This window comes from Natrinema sp. CRL1, from assembly GCF_059162405.1.
Genome location: NZ_JBLVOY010000003.1, coordinates 609,381 through 630,666 on the forward strand (window position 1 = coordinate 609,381; position 21,286 = coordinate 630,666).

Genomic DNA, 21,286 nt, shown 5'->3' on the forward strand with positions numbered 1-21,286 from the left:
CCGTCGGTGTCGGTCACTCGATCGAGTACGTCACGATGTCATCGGCCTCGCAGGCGGGACACTGCGTCGTGCCGGCCGAAACGTTCGTCCCGCAGTTGCGGCACTCGTGGACGACCGTGACAGACGGCACGTTCTCGCCGCCTTCCGGGGCTGTATCGGGTGATTCAGCGGCTGTCTCATCGCCGGAGAACAGCTCACTGAGGAGTGTAGAGAGACTCATAGAACGGGGGGACTAGTCGGCTCTTTTCCGGAGATGGCCAAAAGTGTTTCGTGACCGGCGAACCGACGGGATCGCCGATATCGCCGCGAAATCCGGTCGAGCACCGCTACATCGACCGCGAACGGGGTTGCAACACTCGCTTCGTCGAGCGGTCGAGTCCCTCGAGTTCCCCGCGGGAGGTGGCCACGTCGACGAGCAGGTCGGTGAGGTTCACGAGATCGGCCGCGTACTCCCGTCGTTTGCGTTGCCACCGGGCGTCCGCGTCGTCGGCAGCGAGGATCTCGAGGGAGCGATCGCGGACCGCGTCGTAGGAATCGAACTGCTCGGCGAGGCCGGCGCGCTCGAGTTCCTGGAACTCGCCGTACTCGTGGTCGTCGGTGCCGCGGTAGCGAAAGGCGGGCGTGCCGAGTAGCGCGGCCTCGGTGGCCATCGTGCCGGTGTCGGCCACCAGCAGGTCGGCCTCGGCCATCGCGTCGTGAATCAGCGCGGGGTGGAGGTCGTAGGAGCGGGCGGGGAGGTCCCGAAGGTCCATCTCGCCGCCCTCGTCGGAGACGAAGACCGTCGCATCCTCGCTCAGGCGCTCGATCAGGTCCCGTCGCTGTTCGGGACGGAACCCCTCGAGGTCGGTGTCGTGGAGTGCGTCGAGGGCGTTGAACCGGGCGATGACGTACGGTTCGTCGGGGTCGACGTCGAGGTACTCCCGGACATCGCCGTCGGCTTCGAAGACCTCGGGGTGGAGATAGGCACACTCCTTGAAGCCGTCGAAGGTGTAGTGGGCGTCGCCGAGATCGCGGCGCGTGACTGCCGGGGAGAGGATACAGTCGGCGAAGGGTCGCGAGACGGTGTGGTTGAAGTCGCCCGGCTCGTCGTCGAGGACGAGTACGACCGGCGACCGCGAGAGCGTGCCGGCGTAGGCCGCGTAGGGGCCCCGACCGAAGATCACGTCTGGATCGAACCGGACCGCTTCGGTCCCGATGGTGAGGAACTGGCCGCCGAGTTCGCGCGCGAACCCGAGCGCCGAGTAGCCGTCGGTTTCGTGGTGGCCGTACACCCGGTAGGGCATGTCGAAATAGTCGAGTAAGTCGGTCGTACAGGCGTACTCCCGGGTCAGCACGAGCACGTCGTGTCCCGCTCGCTCGAGGCGGTCGACGGCGTGTCGATACAGGTGGACGTGTGCTGGCGTATTCGCCAAGACGAGGATCCGCATCGAGGATAGCTATCCCTCGTCGACCCTTTGTAATAGCATCGCTACGGGGGGCCTCGCGCGGAAGTCGCCGGATACGGCCCGCACGTCTAGGTGTACGTGAAGAAAACTCGAGCGGGCCCTGCGGATAACAAAACGCCGCGAGGTCGTCTCCGTACCCACCGAGATGCACGTCCTCACGCTCACCGCGAACGCCGACGCTCCCTTCATGAACCAGCAGATGGCGGCACTCGAGGAGCGAGGCGTCTCCTTTACTACGGTGCCGGTAGCCGGCGAAGTCGCCGCCGACACCGACCGGAGCCCGGCGGATTACATCCGGACGGTGCCGGCGGTCATCAGGGAGGCCGGGAACGGCTACGACCTGATCCACGCCCACTACGGGCTGACGGCACCGATGGCGATCGCACAGCTCCGCAAGCCGGTCGTCCTCTCGCTGTGGGGATCGGACGTCCACGGCCCCATCGCTCCCGTCAGCCGCGCCTCTGCGCCGTTCTGTGACGAGGTCGTCGTCATGTCCGAGGAGATGCGAGAGGTACTCGGGCGCGACTGTACGGTGATCCCCGACGGGGTCGACTTGGAGATGTTCCGGCCGGAGCCACAGGAGCGTGCGAAAGAAACCGTGGGCTGGGACGACGACGAGTCGGCGTATAACGTGTTGTTCCCGTACTCGCCCGCACGCGGGGTGAAAAACTATTCGCGGGCTGAACGCGTCGTGAGCGTCGTCGACAACCTCCTCGAGCGGCCGGTCCGACTCCGGACCGTCTACGGCGTCGATCACGACGCGGTTTCGGACTACATGAACGCGGCCGACGCGCTCGTCCTGACCTCCGACAGCGAGGGCTCGCCCAATTCGGTCAAGGAGGCGCTGGCCTGTAACCTCCCCGTCGTCGCCGTCGACGTCGGCGACGTTCGAGAGCGACTGGCCGGCGTCGACCCCTCCCACGTCGCAACGAACGACGAGGACCTCGTTCGGGGGCTGATCGACGTCCTCGAGCGCGGCGAGCGATCGAACGGCCGCGAGGCCGCCCGCGAGGTCAGCATCGAGCGGACGGCCGATCGAATGCTCGCAGTCTACGAGCGGGTCGCCGGGACGGTAATTGAAACGGAATCTAGCGGTGAGAAAAAGCGGGTTCAGGGCGCGGCCGGGCTCGAGTGAAGCCCACGGCTACGAGAGATCGCTACTTCTGCGGAGGATCAGTTCCGGACGAACGGGGCTTCTCGCACGCCGATCTCAGAAGCGAGAAGAGATAGCTACTGTACTTCCGTCCGATACCACTCCATCGCTTCCGGCACGTGGTCTTCGATCGGCCGGTACTCGTAGCCCAGTTCCTCGCTTGCCTTCCGCGAACTGTAGAACAGCCGCTGGGTCGCCAGATTCGCCATCTGCCGGTCGAAGGGGAACATCCGGCGGTCGGCGACGGCGTCGACGACCTCGGCGACGGGGCCGGCGGCCCGAATCGCGGTCGCCGGGACGCGGATTCGGGCGGGCGAGCCGTCGGCGGCGTTGGCGATCCGGGAGACGGCACACTCATAGGAGAGGTTCTCGCCGCCGAGGATGTAGTGTTCGCCGCTGGTCCCGTGCTCGTACGCGGCGAGAACCCCGTCGATGACGTCCGAGACGCCGACGATGCTCAGGCCGCCCGGGAGGTGGGCGGGCATCGTCCGGTCGACGCCCATCGAGAGCAGTTGGGCGGTGAACTCCTCGTCACCGGGGCCGAAGATCGAGGTCGGATGAACCGTAACGGCATCCCCGCCCGTGTCGGCGTACCGATCGACCAAGCTCTCCGCCTCGGCCTTCGACGCCTGATAGGCACCGATGGGCTCGGCCACGTCCGTCTCGTCGGCGAGTTCGGCGTCTGCCGGCGGCCGGCGTGTGCCGGCGGTACTGGTGAAGACGACACGGCCCGCGTCGCCGTCGCGACAGGCCTCGAGCACGCGCTCGGTCCCGTCGCGGTTGACCGCCCAGACGGTTTCGGGACCGGCGTTCCAGAGACCGATTCCCGCGAGGTGGAAGACCGCGTCGGCTCCGTCGACGAGATCGCGCAGTGTCTCCCGGTCGGAGAGATCGCCGACGTACCACTCGACGCCATCGAGGTCGCCCCGGTCCGAGGTCGGGCGGCTGAGCCCGCGGACGGTCCAGCCCTTCGCGAGCAGGCGGTCACAGAGCCGCGAGCCGAGGAAGCCGGTGGCACCGGTGACCGCGGCCGTGCGTGCGTCGGTCATCGCGGTCATCGACCGCCCTCGAGTTGCGGCGGGACGGCGTCGCCGGCCACCGCGGCGTAGACGCGGTAGGCGGTCGAGACGGCGGGATGGGTCTCGTCCGGCGGCGGCAACTCGCCGTCCGGGATTCGATCGCGGAGTCGGTCGAAATCGACGTCACCTTCGACGGAGATCGGACCGTCGTCACCGCGAGCGATCTCGAGGGCCGCGTCGGCCTCGAGCGAGCGCCCGAGCAGCGCGGCCGCGACGGCGTCGATGTCGACGGGGGGGCCCGCGAACAGGGTATCGCCCGCAGCGGGTTCGCCGCCGTAGACGGTGGTCGCATCGAGGACAGCGAGCGCGGGATCGACGGCGCGCGTCGCCGCGACCGGTACCCGCGCGGGATCGGCGTCGCAGTCGACGGTACTGGCGAGCGTTCGCATCGCGCCCGCGACCGGTCCGTCCTCGGACGGCCGCAGCGACGGGACGACGACCGCGGTGCTCTCGGCGAGCCGGCTCGGGACCGAGACCGCGGTCGGATTCCGATCGACCTCGCAGATGTCGTCTACGCGGTGATCGTCGGCCAGATCCACGAGGGTCGCGTCGAAACGCTCGAACAGGCTCGCGTAGCCGAGATACGCGGCGGTCCGATCGAAGGCGATCCGGTCGTCGCTCGCGCCGGCAACGGCGATCTCGGCGTCCGTCCGCCGCTCGAGGCGGTCGACGATCGCCCCGATCACGGCGGGATCGGTGACCATGCCCGAGGAGGGGTGAAACGGGTAGTGGGCGTCCGGGACGAGCGTGATCCGATCGGCATCGGACAGCGTCTCGAGAGAGGGCTCGAGGAGGTCCCGAACGGGCGACTCGAGGGCCGCCATCCGGGCATCGATGTCGGGAATCCAGCTGCCGCGCCGATCGGCGGCGTCGACCGCGGTCGCGCGGACCGGCATCGCGCTCATAGGGTCACCTCCGGGGTCTCGGGTTCGGCCGCCTCGTCGTCGCTCTCGGCGGCCAGTTCGTAGGCCGTTTCGGCGAGCTCGATGGTTCGTCGGCCGTCGGCTCCGTCGACCGGCGGCCGCTCGCCTGCGCGGATCGCGTCACAGAAGTCCGCCAGCGCGTCGTAGTGGGCCTGCAAGTAGAAGGTCGGTCCGAAGACATCCGGCTCGCCGTTCGTGAGTCGGCCGGCGACGTTCGACAGGGCGGACGCGGCCGCGCCGGCATAGAAGTTCTCGGGTAGGTGCTCCTGGTTGCTGATCGTTCCCGTCACTCCCTCGAGACGCAGCCGGGTGTTGACCTCCGGGAGTTGCTCCCACTGGTAAGTCCCGCAGTGGAGCGTGATCGTCGTCTCCGTCTCCGGGGCCGTCATGAGTACGGTCGCGGCGTCTTCGGCCTCGGTCTCGAGCGTTCGCCCCATCGAGGCGTCTTCGACCTCGAGCTCGCCGAACAGCCATTCGAGGAGGTCGAAACAGTGGACGCCGAGTTCGACGAGGGAGCCGCCGCCGCTGGCGTCGGGGTCCATCGGCCACTCTGGCGGTGCCTCGTCGGCGGGCGGCTTCCCCAGCGGATGGTCGTTGAGCCGCGTGATCGAGGCGTAGGGAACGTGGCCGACGCCGCCCTCGTCGTAGGCCTGCTTGACGCCGGCCATGTCGGGCTGGTAGCGCAGCGTGTGATCGACGCCGACGGCGATGCCCGCCTCGCGGGCGGTCTCGAGCATCTCGTCTGCTTCCTCGGTCGAGCGCGCGAGTGGTTTCTCGACGAAGACGTCGATGCCGGCCTCGGCGGCCCGCTCGACGGCCTCGGCGTGGAGGAACGGCGGCAATGCGACGACCGCTGCGTCTAACTCCTCGGACTCGAGCAGCGTCGCGTAGTCATCGTAGGTACGAGACACGCCGGCGCGTTCGGCTCGCTCGCGGTTTCCGGGAACGGTGTCGGCGGCCGCAACGACCTCGACGCCAGGCATCGCGACTGCGGATTTCAGGTGTACCAGCCCGATGTTGCCGACGCCGAGGATCCCAAGAGACAGTGCACTCGAGTCGGTCCATCGATTCAGAAGCGGTAGTGCCATCTGTCCGAAAACGGGTCGCCTGCGGGCTTTGTTATCGTCGTCATACCCGTTCGCGACGGCGAGTAGCACTCCCATTCGACCGCCGGGTGGCGGTCAGTTCCAACTCACCGTCGCCTGCTCGTCAAAACCTGCCGGGCCCACGATCCGGTCGGCGACGTCGGCCAGCGTCTCCACCGTGAGATCGGTCGCAGAACGCCGGCGCTCGAGGTGCGAGAGGATCGCTCGCATCCGCTTGTCGTCCCGCTCGCGGGTCAGGTTGTTCGGATGGAGCCACATGTGAAAGAGCCCGTCTGTGCGTGCGGCCTCGTCGATCCCGCGGCGGGCCAGCGCGACCATGGGGTCCTCCCAAATCGATTCCGCGACCGTCCGCGCCGGCCCCTCGAATCCGAAGAGGAACATCGACGCGGGGACGTTGACCAGCCCGTGCTCGTCGACGGCCGGTTCGACCAGCATCGACTGATCCCGGATCGTCGAGTCGAAGACGCCGCGAACGCCGTCTCGAGTCGGCGATCTGCCCCGATAGGCCCGGATACCCTGCTCGGCCAGCACGTCGCGGTGGCCGATGTCGTTGCGCGGATAGATGAACGAGTCGACCGACTGGTTCCAGTCGGCCGCGATCTCGCGGCTGCACTCGAGTTCGGCGACGGCGAGTTCGCGGTCCGTCTCCGGACGACCGAACAGGACATGTGAGAAGGAGTGGCTGGCGAACTCGTGGTCGACATCGGACTCGAGGATGTCGTTGACGAGGTCGGGACCGAACCGAAGGTCCTCGCGGTCGGCCCAGTCGGTTCGCTCGCGTTCGAACCAGCCGTCGGGAGCCGGATGGTCGGCGTGGCTGCCGTCACAGGAGTCGAGCATGAGGTGGCCGACGACGGCCCACGTCGCGGGCACGTCGAACTCCTCTAGCAACTCGACCATGACGGACCAGCCGCGGCGGCCGGCCTCGACGCGGTCACTCGGCGGTTCGGCGAGATCGTGAAATCCCCAGCCGAGTTCGGCATCGAGGGAAATTATGACGCTGCCCACTGATCCCACCACGATTGAACGCGTTTCATATCCGAACGGTCGCGTTTGGATGGCTTTGTTATGGAGCCCTTGTCGGGATCGCAACCGGACGCCGCTGGGCACGCGAGCGGACGACACAGCGCCGGGAGACGGACGAACGCAGAGCGATCCGGTAACGACACCGAACAGGGACGACTCGAGCGGGAAGAGCCCTGAAACCTCTCTATAACAAAGCGCTCATCGGGAAACGCACAGGACAGCAGGCGTCTTCGACGTCTCATACAATAAATATGAGCGGATCTACGACTCCCTCCGAGCGAGCGTTCGTGCTCGGACTCGACGGCGTGCCGTGGAGACTCATCGAGCGATGGAGCGACGAGGGGGAACTCCCCAACTTCGCTCGGATGCGCGAGGAAGGCGCGTCCGGAACGCTCGATAGCACTCGCCCACCGACGACGCCGCTTGCGTGGCCGTCGATCGCTACGGGGGTCTGGCCGGACAAACACGGAATATACGGCTTCCAGAACCTCTCGTCGGAATACAGCCACGAGATGTATACGAGCCAGGATCTGGCACAGCCGGCCCTGTGGGACCAGCTCGGGCCGTCCCACGTCGGGAACGTCCCGATGACGTATCCGGTCCGCGAGATCGACGGGACCATGGTCACGGGAATGATGACGCCCTCGACGGATCGGGAGTTCGCTCATCCGCCCGACCTGCAAGACGAGATCGACTCCCGCATCCCCGACTACGACATCAGCCTCGACTATCCGGAGTACGCCGATCGGTTAGACGAGTTCGAGGTCGCCGTCGACGACATGCTCGCGAAGCGGCGGGAACTGATGCGAACCCAGATGGATCGGGCGGGCGACGACTGGCAGCTGTTCTTTTTCGTCTACACTGCCCCCGACCGGTTCCAACACCTCATCTGGGATATGGATCGGTTGCTGGCTCACTACAAGAAACTCGACGAGATCCTCGGCGAAGTTCTCGAGTACACGGACGACCACGACGCGGACCTCTACGTCGTCTCCGATCACGGCTTCGGTCCGATCGAGGACCTCGTCTACGTCAACCGCATCTTAGAACAGGAGGGCTACCTGTTCCGGCGGGAGGACGACGGCACCCGCGGCGCGCTCGCGAGCCTCGGCATCTCCCGGGACGCCATCACCGGGGCGCTCAATCGGGTCGGGATCACCGAGGAGACGCTCGTCCAGTCGTTGCCCCGACGGCTGGTCGACTCCGTCGCCGAACAGATCCCCGGCGATCACGCCCTCTACGACGTCGACTACGACCGGACCGTCGCCTTCGTTCACGACACGGGCAACTGCTATATCAACGACACCGAGCGCTTCGACAACGGCGTCGTCTCGCCGAGCGAAGTGCCACAGGTAAAAGCCGACATCCGCGCCGCATTCGAGTCGGCGACCGACGACGACGGCGAGGCGCTGCTCGAGGTCCACGACGGCGACGAACTGTTCCCGACGGACGAGGACTCGCCGGACCTGGTGGTCAGCGGCCGCGGCGTCTACGAGTCCCGCAGCGGGATGGCAGACGAGGTGCTCGGCGACACCGGGACCTACGACGCGAGTCACCGCAGCGAGGGAATCGTCCTCTGTCGCGGGCCGTCGATCGCCCCCGGGGCGGAACTCCGCGGGGCTCGAGTGGTCGACGTCGCCCCGACCCTGCTCCACGGGATCGGCGAACCGGTCCCGGAGAACGCCGACGGGCGGGTGTTGTTCGACGCCTTCGACGAGGCGGGCACGCCCGCACGGACCAAAGTCGAGCGCACGACGCTGACCCAGATTGAGACCGACGAGGAGGTCGACGAGGACTTCGACGACGTCGAGGACCGGCTGAAGGGCCTCGGGTACATGGAGTAACGCGGCCGATCGGCAACCACGACCGGTTCGAGTACTGTTCTACGCCCCCGCTGTCGGGGTCCGTGTCCGGCTCTTCGGTGGAAGCCGTTGGACTGCGGACTACGGCTGGCCGCGGGGCAGCGTCACGGTGATCTCGTTTCCCGTCTCGATGCGTTCGAACGCGATGTGGCCGTCCGAGAGGTCGACGACCCAGTAAACGAGCCACAACCCTAGTCCCGACGTGTGATAGACATCGTCCATTTCCCAGTCGCCGGTCAGGACGCGGAACTCGACTTCCGGAATCGGCGGACAACTGTCCCGGATCTCGATATCGACCGTCTCCGGCCGAGATCGAACGGTAACCGAGATCTCCGGCGACCCCGCCGGCGCGTGGTCGATCGCGTTCTCGAGCAGTTCGGTTACGGCCAGTTGGATCTCGTACAGTGCGTTCGCGGTGGCCGAGTCGGGAAGCACCGTCTCGATCGTCGCGTTCGGAGACGCCTCGCGGACCGTTTCGACCGCGTCGGCGACGACGGGGACGAGATCGATCTCGTCGGGGATCGCCCGCGCCGTGAGCAGATCGATGATCTCGCGTTGCTTGTCGGCGCTCTCGAGGAGGGCTTCGCCCTGCTGGCGGATGATCTCCGCGCGCCCACGAGCGGGTTCGTCGGCTTCGCTGGCGATACACTCGGCGTTACCGAGGATGACCGCCAGATCGTTCCGCAGGTTGTGCCGGAGGAGGTTATCCATGACGGCCAACTGGCGCTCCCGCCGCCGACGATCGGTAATGTCTCGAGTGAAGCCGACGATCCGGACGACTGCCCCGTCCTCGACGATCGGTTCGGCCTGCACCCAGAGCCACCGGCTGTAGTCGGTGGTCGGGTCGACGCGGTACTCGACCTCCACTGACTCGCCGCTCGAAGCGCGGGCCATCGCCTCGCGAACGCAGGCAACGTCGTCGGGATGGACGACCTCGAGAAACTGCTGTGGATCGGCCTCGAGGTCCGCGACGGATTGGCCGAAGATGTCCTCGTAGGCCGGGTTGACGAACAGGATCTCGGACCAGTCGCCGTCGAACATCCAGAGCACGTCGCCGACGGTGCCGGCGATCGTTCGGAGCCGGCTTTCGGCGTCCCGGCGCTCCCGCTCCGCGGCCACCTGATCGGAGATGTCACGCGAGCTGACGGCGTAGCCGTCGAGGACATCGTCCGGCAGGGCCGTAAAGCGACTCTCGAGCCACACCCACCCGCCGCTCCGTGTCGCGTGACGATACCGGACCGTCGACGACCGGTCGCCCGAGGCGTCGAGCTGCTCGAATCGGTCCGCAACCGCCTGCGTGTCGTCGGGATGGACGAAGTCCTGTGCACGCTCGCCGACGAGTTGGTTGGGTTCGTAGCCGAGAATAGATGTGCTCGCGTCGTTGACGTAGAGGTACTCCCCCGACTCGTCGACCACGGCGAGTTTGTCCTGGGCGTGCTCGAGCAGGATCGAGGCCAGATCGCCGATATCAACGTGCATCGTCCCACTGCGCGGTACGTTCACATAGCGCGAAGAAAAGCGTGGCGGGCGGTGCGGGAAGCCGCCCGCGGGAAGCAATCGTTCGCCCGTCGATGGAAGCCGGAAGAGAGACACGGATCGCGAGACGACGACAGCGGACGGGTCCCCCGGCCGAACCGAACGATTACCGATCGGACCGGACGCGGCGGAGGCCGGTTTTTGCCGTGATCCACGCCGGGTAGACGGTATTGTAGACGGTATTCGGCGCATTTCTCGCGCCGGCCCGGAGCAGCCGGTGGGAGAGCGGCGGCTCCGAGGCGGAGATCAGTTCGTCCAGTTCGGCGGTCTCGAGCCACTCGAAGAACGTCCGTTCGGCCGGCGTCGCGGGTTCGGTCTCGCCGGCGCGCTTGCGGATGTCCGCCCACATGTGTCGCTCGTCCTCACCGAGGACCCAGTCGCCACGCTCGAGGGAACGGCGGAGTTGGTGATAGTCCGAGTCGGCGAACGGGTAGCCGTGATCTGCGGGCTCGAGCCCGGAAAGGCGGAGGCCGACGGCGGTGCGGTAGCACTTCTCGCACTCGCCGCAGTTGCCCGCCATCTGATCGTTGCAGGTCTGCAGTTGGAGGTCGGGGTCTTCGGTTCGAATGTAGTCGGCGATGACATCGATCCGTTCCTGTCGGGTGAGTTCGTAGGCGTCGTGGTGACACTGCGTGCCGGCCCACCGAACGTGCTCGTCGATGTCGGGTCGGGACCCCCACTCGAGGTCGATCCCGTCCCAGTGGGTCGCGGCGACGTAGAGATCCGCCATGCCGCGGGCGTAGGCCATCGGAGCGCAAAGGCCGAGCAGCCCGAGCCCGTGGCCGACGGAGCTGTACCAGCCGCCGTCGACGTGGCGCTTGTAGTGGGCCAACAGCATGGGGTGATCGAGAAAGGACAGCATGTTCGACTCGACGAACGCGGTCTCGCAGTCGTGATCGGCGGCGAAGTTCGAGACGCGCGATCGCAGGGCCTCCCACTTCTCGTCGTCCGCGGAGTCGGGGGTGATCGTCCAGCCGCGGATACTGACCAGCGTCGGCGATTCCTCGCGGTGGCGGACGTACGAACACGTCGAGTCGACGCCGCCGGTAAAGAGCAGGCCGCTCTCGTCGCCCGTCGCCGGCTCCGGCTCGATCGTCCGCCGCGCGTAGAGGGTCCCCCCCTCGAGGAAGTCGTGCATCTCGCACAGCGACGCTTTGACGTCCTCGAGCGCTCGGGCGAACGTCGCGTCGACCTCGTCGACGTAGACGTCCGCGCCGTTGGCCCACGCGACCGGACAGACCTGTGCGAGGACCGGAATCGCGAGCACCCCCTCGGGCACGTCCGCGATCGACACGTCGTAGCTGGTCCGGAACGATTCGTCGCTGAAGAACCGCTCGAGGTCGGCCGAGCAGCGAACCGAGCACTCGAGGGTCCCGTCGTCGGCGGTGATCCGATCAATGATAATCGATGACATATGTGAAGGGTGTGTCGCTCTCGAGTGAGCGGATCACGACCGGCTACAAAAACCACCAGAACCGTTGATCGGTCCGAAATCGAGAACGCAATCCATAGCCGACTGTTCGGAATCGATAGGAACAGCATACCTCGGTTGTGGCGGATAGTGACGCCAGTGCGGTCCGGGTACGGGGCAGTCGCTCCGATTGCGGGGACGAATTGCCGCTCGAGTCGCGGAATCGTGGGGATCGAAGCCGGTTCGGTACTCGGATTCGCGATCGGAGGGCGCTGCCGGCCAGCGGTTTCGACGGTAGGAGCCGTATAACAAACCACGCCAGCGCCGACCTCACGGGCAAGATGTATCTCGAGACTGGCCCGGACGAGCACGGTGAGAGGACATGAGACGGGCGACGCTCAACGCGACGATCGCGGCCGGGTTTCTTGCGGTTGCGGCGGGCGTTCTCGTGGCGAGAGCGAACCCGGCGACGGCCTACGAGTCCTCGGTCTACGTGGGGTCGCCGACGGTCGTCTGGGCCGGATTCGCGCTCGCGTTGGCCATCGCGGTCGGGACGGCCCTCTCCTGTCGCGGCCGCCAGCAGGGGCTCGGAATCGCACTCGGCGCGCTGACGGTGACGGCCATCGTGAGTCTGCCCGTGATCCGAAACTATCGGTTCGCCGGCATGGGCGACGCGCTCACGCATCTGGGCTGGACGCGGGACATCGTCAGCGGCGGGACCGCACCCCACGAACTGTTCTATCCGGGACTCCACGCTATCGCGACCGTACTACACTTCCTCGGGGGCGTCCCGATCGAACGCGGCCTCCTGATCGGGATGGTCGTCCTGTTCGTCCCGTTCGCCGTCTTCGTCCCGCTGACCGTCCGCGGCATGGCCGGCGGCGGACTGGCGGTCGGCCTCGCCGCAATCGTCTCGTGGATGGTGTTACCGGTCAATAATATCGCGACGTTCATGGGCGTCCACACCAACTCGAACGCGCTGTTTCTCGTCCCGCCCGTCGTCTTCGCGCTCGTCGCCTCCCTCCGGCGGCGGTCGACGCTCGAGCGACTCCCCCTCGGACTGTCACCGTTCAGCGCGCTGGTCTATCTGACCGCGCTCGCGCTCCTGTTGGTTCATCCCCAACAGATGTTCAATATCGTCATCCTCGTCGGCGCGATCAGCGGCGTTCAGTTCCTCGCCCGGCGGCGGTTCGACGACCACCCGATGCTCGAGCACCCGACGACGTACGCACACACGATCACGCTCGGTGGGATGTTCGGGCTCTGGGCGCTCGGCAACGAGCGATTCAGGAGCGCCGCGTCAGGGCTCGTCTCCGGTCTGTTGATGCAAGATATCGGTGCCGGAGCCGAGGTCGACCAGCGGGGCGGGTCGCTCACCGATATCGGCGGCAGTCTCACCGAACTGTTCGTCAAACTCTTCCTCGACGCGGCGATCATCGGCCTCATCGTCGGCCTGTTCGTACTGGCCGTCTGGCTCGGCCGGACGAGACTCGACGGCGAGACGAGGGCTTTCGTCAACTACATCGCGCTCGCGCTCGTCCCGCTCGGCGGGCTGTTCGCCGTCTACTTCGTCGGAACCCCGACGATGGCGTTCCGACAGGTCGGCTTTATCTACGTGCTCCTGACTATCCTCGCCGGGGTCGCACTGGCACAGTTCGTGGGCGGACTCTCGGGCGTGATCTCGAGGCCGGGGGCGAACGCGGTCACGGCGCTGGTACTCGGGGCCTGTCTCGTCCTCGGGCTGATGACGGTGTTCGCCTCGCCGCTGATCTACAATCCGGGTCAGCACGTGACCCCTGAAATGATGAGCGGGTACGAAAGCGGGTTAGACCACGGGGCCGAGGACGTTCCCTACGCGGGCATGGGGTACGATCCCTACCGGTACGATCACGGGATCAACGGTATCTCCGGCGGCGGCGACCGGATCGGCGGCGCGTCGGCGGCCACCGGCTCCGTCAACGCCACCGCGTTTTCGGAGGGCAACTACAGTGGGGCCTATCCGACCGACGAGTACTACTTCACCGTCACGGAGTGGGACAAGACGAAAGAGATCGCCGTCTACGATGAGCTCAACTACCGCAACGCCGCCCTCGAGGGCCTCGATACCGAACCGGGCGCGAACAAGGTGATCTCGAACGACGAGTTCGAGATGTACGCGGTCAGCAGCGAGCCGTAGCCTTCCCCGCCTTCGTGACGCCGCGCGGTTCGCCGTCGAGGCTGCTGCGTCTCAGTTCGTCGAAACGAGAGCCGGGTTCGGCCCGCTCGTCGACTTGCTTCTTCCTCGAGTCGATCCCGGATCGGGCCGGCCAGCGACCACACGCTGCTCGAGGTCCCGACCGATCAGTCGTACCCGCTCGGACGATAGCCGCTCGAACTGCGACCGAGTAACAGATGATTGAGAATTGACTGCAAACCGCAGTCTGTTTGTCGCAGCGGTCGAGGCCATCCGACCGGCCGCGGACCGACCGAAACGGGGCAAATCGGCCGGTAAAAGACGATTACGGCTCGAGAAACACGATACTGTCCGGACGAAACGGCTGTATCTCTGCTGAGCGTCCGGTTACGTTCTGACCGTCGAATACCGCATCGAGATCGGCTCTCCGTCGGATATTCTCGTATTTCCTCGGAAATAATCTGATTACGAAGCAGGCGTTTGCCATCAATTCGTTCGTATCTTCGTGAGTGAACGCCGGTAGATTGTGTGCGATTCTCCAGTGTTAGAAATACTGTCTGTAAATTTAAGCCATATCTCCAAGGAAAAGTTTATGGGTGTAAGTTGGTGTTACGGAATTGTATGGCGCAGAACCCCCGTACGTCCGACACGGAAACTACTCCGACTGCAGGCCGTAACAGCGGATTAACCCGCCGTAACTACGTTCGCTCGCTCGCCGCGGTGGCGACTGCAGCAACCGCGATCGGCGGTGCCGGCACCGCCGCCGCCCAGGACGACTACGAGGTCATCGAAGCCCAGGGACAGACGATCACCCTCGAGGAAGGCGAGACCTGGGAGAACAAACTCATCGACATGACGACCGGCCAGGACATCATCGTCACCGCCCACAGCAGCGACTGGACGATCCGGAACGTCGGTTTCAAAGGCGAGAACACCTCCGGTACCGGGACCGCCACGTTCGGCATCTCCGATACGGGCGGCGGCACGTCCACCGTCGAAAACGTCTACCTCGGCGACGGCGCGAGCACGGGCAACACCAATCCGAACGGCCACGGGCAGACCGCCTTCTGGGTCGCCCCGGATCACAACGGCCACATCGACTTCGAGAACGTCAATATCCAGAACTTCTCGGACAACGCGATCTACGGCTCCGCCCCCGGCAACAAGGGCGGCGGCACGATCCACATCGACAGCAGCTTTGCCGCGAACTGTTATGTCTCGCACTTCCGTCTCGGCACCGAAGGGAGTAAGATCACCAACTCGAGCGTCTACGTCGACAGCAGCGAGGGCTACGTCGGCCGCGGTATCTGGGCGTGGGCCCCCGGCACGATCGAGGTCGAGGGCTGTCAGATCCAGATGAACGGCCAGAACAACGCCATTGTCGCTGGTGCGAACGGCAACCCGACGGAGGTCACCGTCGCGGAAACCGATTACGACGAGCAGGCCGGGATCTCCGAAGAGGCCGGCTCGACCGTCCAACTCGGCGACAGCGTCGGCACCGATCCCGAGGCGTTCATCCCCAAGGGCGTGCCGACCAGCCCCGAAGAGGCGGCCGCCGGCTCCCAGAACTAACACGAGTATCGCCGCGGTCCCGCTGACTCCCTCCACCGATCCACTGACGCCTCCCCGCTGACGCAACCTCCCACTCCACGCCGCTGCAGTCCCCGCTGACGCACCCTTTCCCTCCGCCGCGTGATGGTGTGCATGCGGCTTCACCGCACGCGATTGCTGACTCGTTTTTCGTACTACTGCTTTTCTTCGACCGGTGCGTCGATACCCACCGGGGGCCCGATAATTGTCGCCCAGCGTTCGTCGAGAACGCGGTATCGACCCGACGGTATGCAGCGCGGGGACTCGGATTAGTACTTCGAGTATCGAACTCGAGGCCATCGGTCCACTCGAGTCGGCCGGCCGGCAAATTGCCACGCTCGTCCGGAGTCCGTGAGAGCTCAAACCCGGACTGACTGTTTGGCGAACTGCCGGCACGGTTCGACCCACCAGCGTGTGTCTTCTCGCTACTCGAGTCACGTCCAGAAACGGACCGGGTTGGAAAGTCGAAGCCGAGACGAGACCGGTCATGACGATATCGAGAGTCGGAGAGCGGTGCCAATCGCCCACGGATGAACAGGACGAAACGGTTTATTCGAGTCGGAAATCGTGACGTATCAGGCTCTCACGGGCCGAGAATCGAGAGGAGCGCCGAAATAGACCGAACCGAGCCGAACCGTCGTCGAAACCGCGACGGAATTACTGTTCGCGCGCGTTGTACTGGACGTCAACCGTGGCATCGCCGAGGATTTTGAAGTCCTCGATATCGCCGTCGAACCAGTAGGCGTCGAGCCAGCCGTCGACGCCGCCACGGACCGTCGTGTCCTCGATGATGTCGGCGTCGTTGATCGATGCGTCCCGGTACTCCGCCTTGATGACTTTGTCCGTCGCGCGGAACGAGTACGTACTCGGTCCGGCACCGGTACCGTCGAAGACGATCGCGTGTGGAAGGAGTTCGGGATCGCCGTACTCCTCGAGGTCGATCTCCTCGCCGTCGACCGTGACCGTCGCCTTGCCGCCGGACATCGTGATGTCAGTCAGCGCCCCGGAGAAGCGAAAACGGAGACTGTCGCTGGTAACGGTGCTCTGGACCGTCGAGCCCGAGATGGTCGTCGCTTCGTCCTCGGGTTCGTCGTCGCCCGCGAATTCGATCTCGCCGTCGACCGTGATCTCGAAGCCGACCGGAACGCCCGGCCCGTGTACCTCGAGGACGTGCGGAAGGTCCGCGCCGAAGTCGGCGGGATCGACCTGCTCGCCGTTGACGGAGGCCGTGCCGGGGCCGTCGAGGGTCAACTGTTCGATCTCGCCGCTGAATTTGAAGGCGTCTTTCCAGTTGGCGACGCCGCCGTAGACGGTGCCGCCCTCGATGGCGTCCTCGTCGTCGATCGAGGCACCGTCGTAGCTGCTTCGCTCGACCTCGCCGCTGACGGAGAACTCGTAGCGAGTCGAATCCTCGTCGCTCCCGTTGATGAGGATGATATTCTGGAGGATGTCGTCGATGTCGGCGGGGTCGATCTCGACGCCGTTGACGCGGACGGTCGCGTCACCGTCGACTGACAGGCGCTCGATCTGGCCGTCGAACCGGAACGCGTCGAGGTAGTCGGCGACGGTGCCGCTTGCGCGGGTATCGTCGACCGACGCCGCCGCGTCGATCGTCGCGTTTTCGTCGGTACTCGCCTCGACCGTATCGCTGACGACGAACTCGTAGCTCGTGGTCTCGGCCGTGCCGTTCCCGTCGAAGACGATCGTGTTCGCCAGCGACGGTTCGGATGCGTCCTGCCCCGGTTCGGGGCTGGGCGAGGGCTCGGAAGAGCCACCGCTTGCGGCCTCTTCTGCGGAGGTCGGGACGCCCTCGGGCATCGAGAGGTCGGGGTTAGACCCGAGCCCGCTCCCGCGGGAGAGTTGGACGTTCCCGCGCTGGCTGATCCCGTCGAATCGTGTGTTGTCGATGCTGATTCGCGTCGTTTCGCCGCTCCGGCCGAGGTGAATCGCGTTGGTGTAGGAGCCGGAGCTGAAGTCACAATTCGAGACGACCATCCGTCCGGGGTTCCAGCCCCAGAAACAGCGGCCGTTGTACCGGCCGTTGCCGTCGTTGTACGCCACGGAGTTCGTACACTTCGAGCCGTCCGAGCTCAGTCGGTAGCTCGAGACGTAGTTGTTCGCCGCGTAGCAACTGTCGATATGGACGGTACCGCCGTTGCCGTTGTAGCCGGGGGCGGACGCGTAGATCCCGTTGTTTGGCCAGTCCTGGACGTTGCAGTTCCGAATGTCGATGTGGCCGCTGTGTTCCGGGGCGACCCAGATGCCACACTGCCCGTGGGAACTGTAGCTGCTCGGCCGGATACAGCCGTCTCCCATGTAGACGTTTTCGATCGTCGACGTGTTGCCGCCGACGTCGGCGACCGCGATCGCGTGCCTGTCGTGGCGGTGAGTCCCGACGAAGCCGACGTTCCGGATCGTCCAGTTCGTCGACTCTCGAGCGTAGAGACCGAACCAGTTGCCGTTCGAGAAGTCGATGAGCTTGTTCTCGAAGACCTCGCCGTCGTCGATGCGGTACCACTCGTTGGAGGCCTCGATGACCTCGTAGTCCTCGGCAGCGGCTGCACTACCGGAGGCCAACCCGCCGCCGACCACGGACGCCGCACCCGTCAGCTTCAGGTACGAGCGACGGTCGAGTAATCTAGTATTACCGCCCGAATTGCCGCCCTCGAGGCTGCTATCCGCAGATTCGTCGTCATCCAATACCGAATTGTCGCGTGCCATGCGTTCGGGTAACGACAGTATGCCCCCATAAACTTTCCGCTTAATTCTGTATAAAATAAACAGACTATCACGGATTCATGTCTTTTTCTTGTTTAATATATTGTATTATAGCACGATTGTTTTATATTAGAATCGATAGACGGCACCGAGGTAATAGTCTATTACCGCCCGTTCATCCGGATACTCGGACCGTCTACACCGGCGATAAGTTGCAAAATACGGACAAAACTGAACGCCGACCGAACGCCGATTGCGGCAGTCGGCGGCTATCGAGTCCGTTCACGTCACAGTCAAGAAATACTGTGTTTGCGCGTCAGAACCCGCTGCACTCAGAAGGGGACAGTGGAACAGCAGAGCGAAGCGATCGCAGGGGTCGACGGAACTCCCGCGAGCAGCGACTCACGTGGGTGACCGAATCAGCCGACTCGAGTACAACGACCGTTGACGCGACAAAGCCGGCGTGGTACCGCCGATAGCCGGCGTCGGGTTAGATGTGAGCCTTGATCTCGTAAACGTCCACGAGGCCGCTCGCGACGGACAGCACCGCCCAGACCGCGACGCCGGCGGCGATGACGGCGAGCAGGGTCGCGATCCCGGTGACGAACGGCTGTAAGGCGACGACGGCGACGGTCATCGCGAGGGTCACGCCGCCGGCGGCTCCGATCGACTTCCCGAGTCGCCGCCAGTGAAGCCCGAGTTCGCGGTCGATGAGATAGACGTTGTACACCACCATGAGGCCGTAACAGAGCGCCGTCGAGGTCGCCGCGCCGACGACGCCGATCGCCGGAATCAAGAGGAGGTTCAGACCGAAGTTCAACCCGCCGGTGATCCCTTTGCCGACCGCGCGTTCGGTCGCCCGGCCGAGGTAATCGAGGCTGTCGTTGGTGATCTTATCGATCGCCTGAAACAGGACGTAGACGCTAAACACCTGCAAGACCGGCGCAGCGCCGGCGTAGGCCTCGCCGAAGACGAACCGGATACCCGGGTCTGCGAGGAGAACGATCCCGGCGACCGCCGGCAGGTACAACAGGAGGACGTACTCGAGGGACTGCTCGTAGACGCGGGCGGCCCGCTCAAGTTGTTCGGAGGACTTGTGCTCGCCGAACGTCGGCGCGACGGTAAAGCCGAGCGAGTCCGCGGGCGCGATCACGAACGTCGAGACTTGCTTGGCGAGTTCGTAGAAGCCGACCGCGACCGGGGTCAGGAAGAAGCCGACCATCAACGTGTCGACGCGTTTGTATAACGTGTTTGCGCCCTGTGACGCCGTCAGCGGCAGGCTGTACCTGACGATGCGTTTCGAGAGGCCAGGTTCGCCGCCGTCGGTCGTCGGATACGACGCGAGGATCTGATAGAGGAAATAGCTCCCGACGAGTACGGATACCAGGTAGCCGGCGACGAAGCCGGCCAGCGCGCCGTACGCGCCGAAGCCGGCGACCACGAAGAGGACGATAAAGCCGAGTCGCCCGACGCTCGAGACCGTACTGGTCGCCGCGGTCAGGGTCACCTTGCCAAAGCCCTGAAACGCGATCAGCAGGTAGCCGTGGGCGACCTTGACGACGATGTAGACGACGCCGAGGGCCAGTAGCGGTTCCAGTCCCGGCTCGCCGTAGGCGGCCGCGATCGCGCCCCGAAAGAGGAAGAACAGGACGCAGACGATCGCAACGGTGAGGGCGTTGAACGCGATCGACGAGCGGACGATGTGGCGGATCTGGGACTCGTCGGTGTTTCGATACTCGGTGACGAACCGCGCCATCGATTTCGGGATGCCGAGGGTTCCGAACAGGGTCGCGATCGAAAAGACGGCGATGGCGAGGAAGATCAGCCCGTACTCGTCGGGCGAGAGGAACACCCGCGTGAGCAACAGGGTGATCGCGCCCTGCGCGCCGAGTCGAAGCAGTTCGGCACCGAACGTGGCCTTGACTCCGCGGACGAGACGCTGTGAGAGTGACATTTGAAACGAGGAACTGGGCGGCTCTCGCGCTCGCTACAGGTCGGCCGGGACTGATTCTTCGTCGTCCGGCGTGGCCGGTTCTGCCGCGGGCGTGGCGTCGGCCGCTTCTGACGGCTCCGCCGTCTCCCCCGCGCTCTCCTCGCGGCTCGGCTGGGCGGCGTCGCGGATGGTCTCCATGATTCGGATCGTCCACTTCGACTGCTCGAGGGGGACCGGCACCTCGGCGTCGCCCTCGATCGCGTCGACGAACTCGTCGAAGATCGCACAGTGGGAGTTCGTCTTGGTCTCCGACTCCCAGCTGTCGTCGAACCGCGAGGTCGCGACCGCTTTGACGTTCTCGAGCGTGCTCGAGGCCTGTGCGAGGGAGACGTCGAGGCTCTTCTTCGAGCGGGCGATGACCGAGGAGGTGTAGTCCTCGTCGACCTCGTAGAGCGACTGGTTGATCTCGTCGACGATGAGCGACTTTTCGGTGCCCGTGATCACGTGGAGGCGCTGGGGCAGCGTCCCCGAGAGCATCGTCACGTTACAGAGCGCGCCGTCCTCGGAGACGTACTGCGCTTGGGCCTGATCGTACTCGAAGTCCTCCTCGTATTGTTCCGAGAGGACGGTCTGTGCGGAGATGTCGTCATCGCGTTCGGGCCAGCCGCCGATGCCGAGGACCGAGTAGATCGGGTGGGGCAGCCCCTCCTCGAACTCGCCGCCGGGAAGCTCGAACACCCACGACCCCCGGTTGACTTGATCTGGCGGGGTGAGTCCCGCATAGAGCGTGTCAACGGACTTGATGTGGCCGAGTTCCCCGGCGTCGATCAGTTCGCGGGCCTTGCGGACCGCCGGGTAGAACAGGTGGTTGTGGATGACCGTGACGGGCGTGTCGTGTTCGCGTGACAGCGTCTGTAGCTGCTCGACCTCCTCGGCCGTGACGGTCGCGGGCTTTTCGATGATGACGCCGACGCCGGCCTCGATCGCCTGCCGGGCGATCTCGAAGTGGGTCTGGACCGGCGTACACACGTGCAGGCAATCGAGTTCGTCGAGGAGTTCGGTGAAGTCCGTGACGGCCATCGTCCCGAACTCTCGAGCCCGCTCCCGGGCCAGTTCCTCGTCGAGGTCACAGACCGCGACCAGTTCCATGTCTGGGTTGTTCTGCGCGCCCGCGAGATGCGCTCGCGAGACCGTTCCTGCGCCGACGACTGCGGTTCGAACGACCATGACGAAGCGGACAGTACTCCGATCATTAGTTTTAGACCGATTACTTCACGACCGCTAACCATCCCGCGGCGGGTCGGCCGGGTATGGACCTGTTACTGATACCG

At 65.3% G+C, this 21,286-nt stretch carries 15 protein-coding genes; 4 read left to right on the forward strand and 11 right to left on the reverse strand.

The window, feature by feature from the left end; translation table 11 throughout:
- Positions 1-13 precede the first annotated feature (13 nt).
- Together ACJYUO_RS13890 and ACJYUO_RS13895 are read right to left on the reverse strand one after the other, a co-directional pair.
- Positions 14-220 carry a hypothetical protein gene (locus tag ACJYUO_RS13890; protein ID WP_494345943.1) on the reverse strand — a complete coding sequence of 69 codons (207 nt, stop codon included), beginning with the start codon at positions 218-220 and terminating at the stop codon, positions 14-16.
- 106 nt (positions 221-326) lie between these two features.
- A complete protein-coding gene (locus ACJYUO_RS13895) occupies positions 327-1,427 on the reverse strand; it encodes a DUF354 domain-containing protein (RefSeq protein WP_494345944.1) in 1,101 nt (366 codons plus the stop codon).
- Positions 1,428-1,590: 163 nt separating this feature from the next.
- On the opposite strand from ACJYUO_RS13895, the gene ACJYUO_RS13900 reads away from it, so the two are divergent.
- Positions 1,591-2,580: a glycosyltransferase gene (locus tag ACJYUO_RS13900; protein WP_494345945.1), complete on the forward strand. Its 990-nt coding sequence runs from the start codon at positions 1,591-1,593 to the stop codon at positions 2,578-2,580.
- A 95-nt stretch (positions 2,581-2,675) separates the two neighbouring features.
- Here the strand turns inward: ACJYUO_RS13900 and ACJYUO_RS13905 are convergent, their stop codons facing one another.
- From ACJYUO_RS13905 to ACJYUO_RS13920, 4 genes are all read right to left on the reverse strand, one after another.
- The gene (locus tag ACJYUO_RS13905) at positions 2,676-3,647 is read right to left on the reverse strand and encodes an NAD-dependent epimerase/dehydratase family protein (protein ID WP_494345999.1); all 972 of its coding nucleotides are present in this window, start codon (positions 3,645-3,647) and stop codon (positions 2,676-2,678) included.
- A gap of 5 nt (positions 3,648-3,652) precedes the next feature.
- Entirely contained in the window at positions 3,653-4,582 is a 930-nt protein-coding gene (locus tag ACJYUO_RS13910) for a DUF362 domain-containing protein (protein ID WP_494345946.1), read from the reverse strand.
- A complete protein-coding gene (locus tag ACJYUO_RS13915; protein WP_494345947.1) occupies positions 4,579-5,688 on the reverse strand; it encodes a Gfo/Idh/MocA family protein in 1,110 nt (369 codons plus the stop codon). The genes ACJYUO_RS13910 and ACJYUO_RS13915 overlap by 4 nt, the downstream gene beginning before the upstream one ends.
- Positions 5,689-5,781: 93 nt before the next feature.
- Positions 5,782-6,714 (reverse strand): polysaccharide deacetylase family protein, encoded by a 933-nt coding sequence (locus tag ACJYUO_RS13920; RefSeq protein WP_494345948.1) that lies wholly within the window; start codon positions 6,712-6,714, stop codon positions 5,782-5,784.
- Positions 6,715-6,983: 269 nt separating this feature from the next.
- Here ACJYUO_RS13920 and ACJYUO_RS13925 point away from each other — a divergent pair, with 269 nt between their 5' ends.
- Positions 6,984-8,576, forward strand: a complete 1,593-nt coding sequence (locus tag ACJYUO_RS13925; RefSeq protein ID WP_494345949.1) for an alkaline phosphatase family protein — start codon at positions 6,984-6,986, stop codon at positions 8,574-8,576.
- A gap of 99 nt (positions 8,577-8,675) precedes the next feature.
- Here the strand turns inward: ACJYUO_RS13925 and ACJYUO_RS13930 are convergent, their stop codons facing one another.
- Positions 8,676-10,073, reverse strand: coding sequence for a PAS domain-containing sensor histidine kinase (locus tag ACJYUO_RS13930; RefSeq protein ID WP_494345950.1), 1,398 nt, complete (start codon positions 10,071-10,073; stop codon positions 8,676-8,678).
- A 163-nt stretch (positions 10,074-10,236) separates the two neighbouring features.
- Complete coding sequence (locus ACJYUO_RS13935) at positions 10,237-11,544, reverse strand: hypothetical protein (protein ID WP_494345951.1); 1,308 nt, start codon at positions 11,542-11,544, stop codon at positions 10,237-10,239.
- 379 nt (positions 11,545-11,923) lie between these two features.
- On the opposite strand from ACJYUO_RS13935, the gene ACJYUO_RS13940 reads away from it, so the two are divergent.
- Together ACJYUO_RS13940 and ACJYUO_RS13945 are read left to right on the forward strand one after the other, a co-directional pair.
- Complete coding sequence (locus ACJYUO_RS13940; RefSeq protein ID WP_494345952.1) at positions 11,924-13,717, forward strand: hypothetical protein; 1,794 nt, start codon at positions 11,924-11,926, stop codon at positions 13,715-13,717.
- 618 nt (positions 13,718-14,335) lie between these two features.
- Entirely contained in the window at positions 14,336-15,286 is a 951-nt protein-coding gene (locus tag ACJYUO_RS13945; protein WP_494345953.1) for a hypothetical protein, read from the forward strand.
- 675 nt (positions 15,287-15,961) lie between these two features.
- On the opposite strand, the gene ACJYUO_RS13950 is transcribed toward ACJYUO_RS13945, so the two are convergent.
- The 3 genes from ACJYUO_RS13950 to ACJYUO_RS13960 all read right to left on the reverse strand — a co-directional run bounded on the left by ACJYUO_RS13950 (position 15,962) and on the right by ACJYUO_RS13960 (position 21,182).
- Positions 15,962-18,025, reverse strand: coding sequence for a right-handed parallel beta-helix repeat-containing protein (locus ACJYUO_RS13950; protein WP_494345954.1), 2,064 nt, complete (start codon positions 18,023-18,025; stop codon positions 15,962-15,964).
- Between the two features lie 487 nt (positions 18,026-18,512).
- Complete coding sequence (locus ACJYUO_RS13955; RefSeq protein WP_494345955.1) at positions 18,513-19,976, reverse strand: flippase; 1,464 nt, start codon at positions 19,974-19,976, stop codon at positions 18,513-18,515.
- A 33-nt stretch (positions 19,977-20,009) separates the two neighbouring features.
- Positions 20,010-21,182: a Gfo/Idh/MocA family protein gene (locus tag ACJYUO_RS13960; protein ID WP_494345956.1), complete on the reverse strand. Its 1,173-nt coding sequence runs from the start codon at positions 21,180-21,182 to the stop codon at positions 20,010-20,012.
- Between the last annotated feature and the right edge of the window lie 104 nt (positions 21,183-21,286).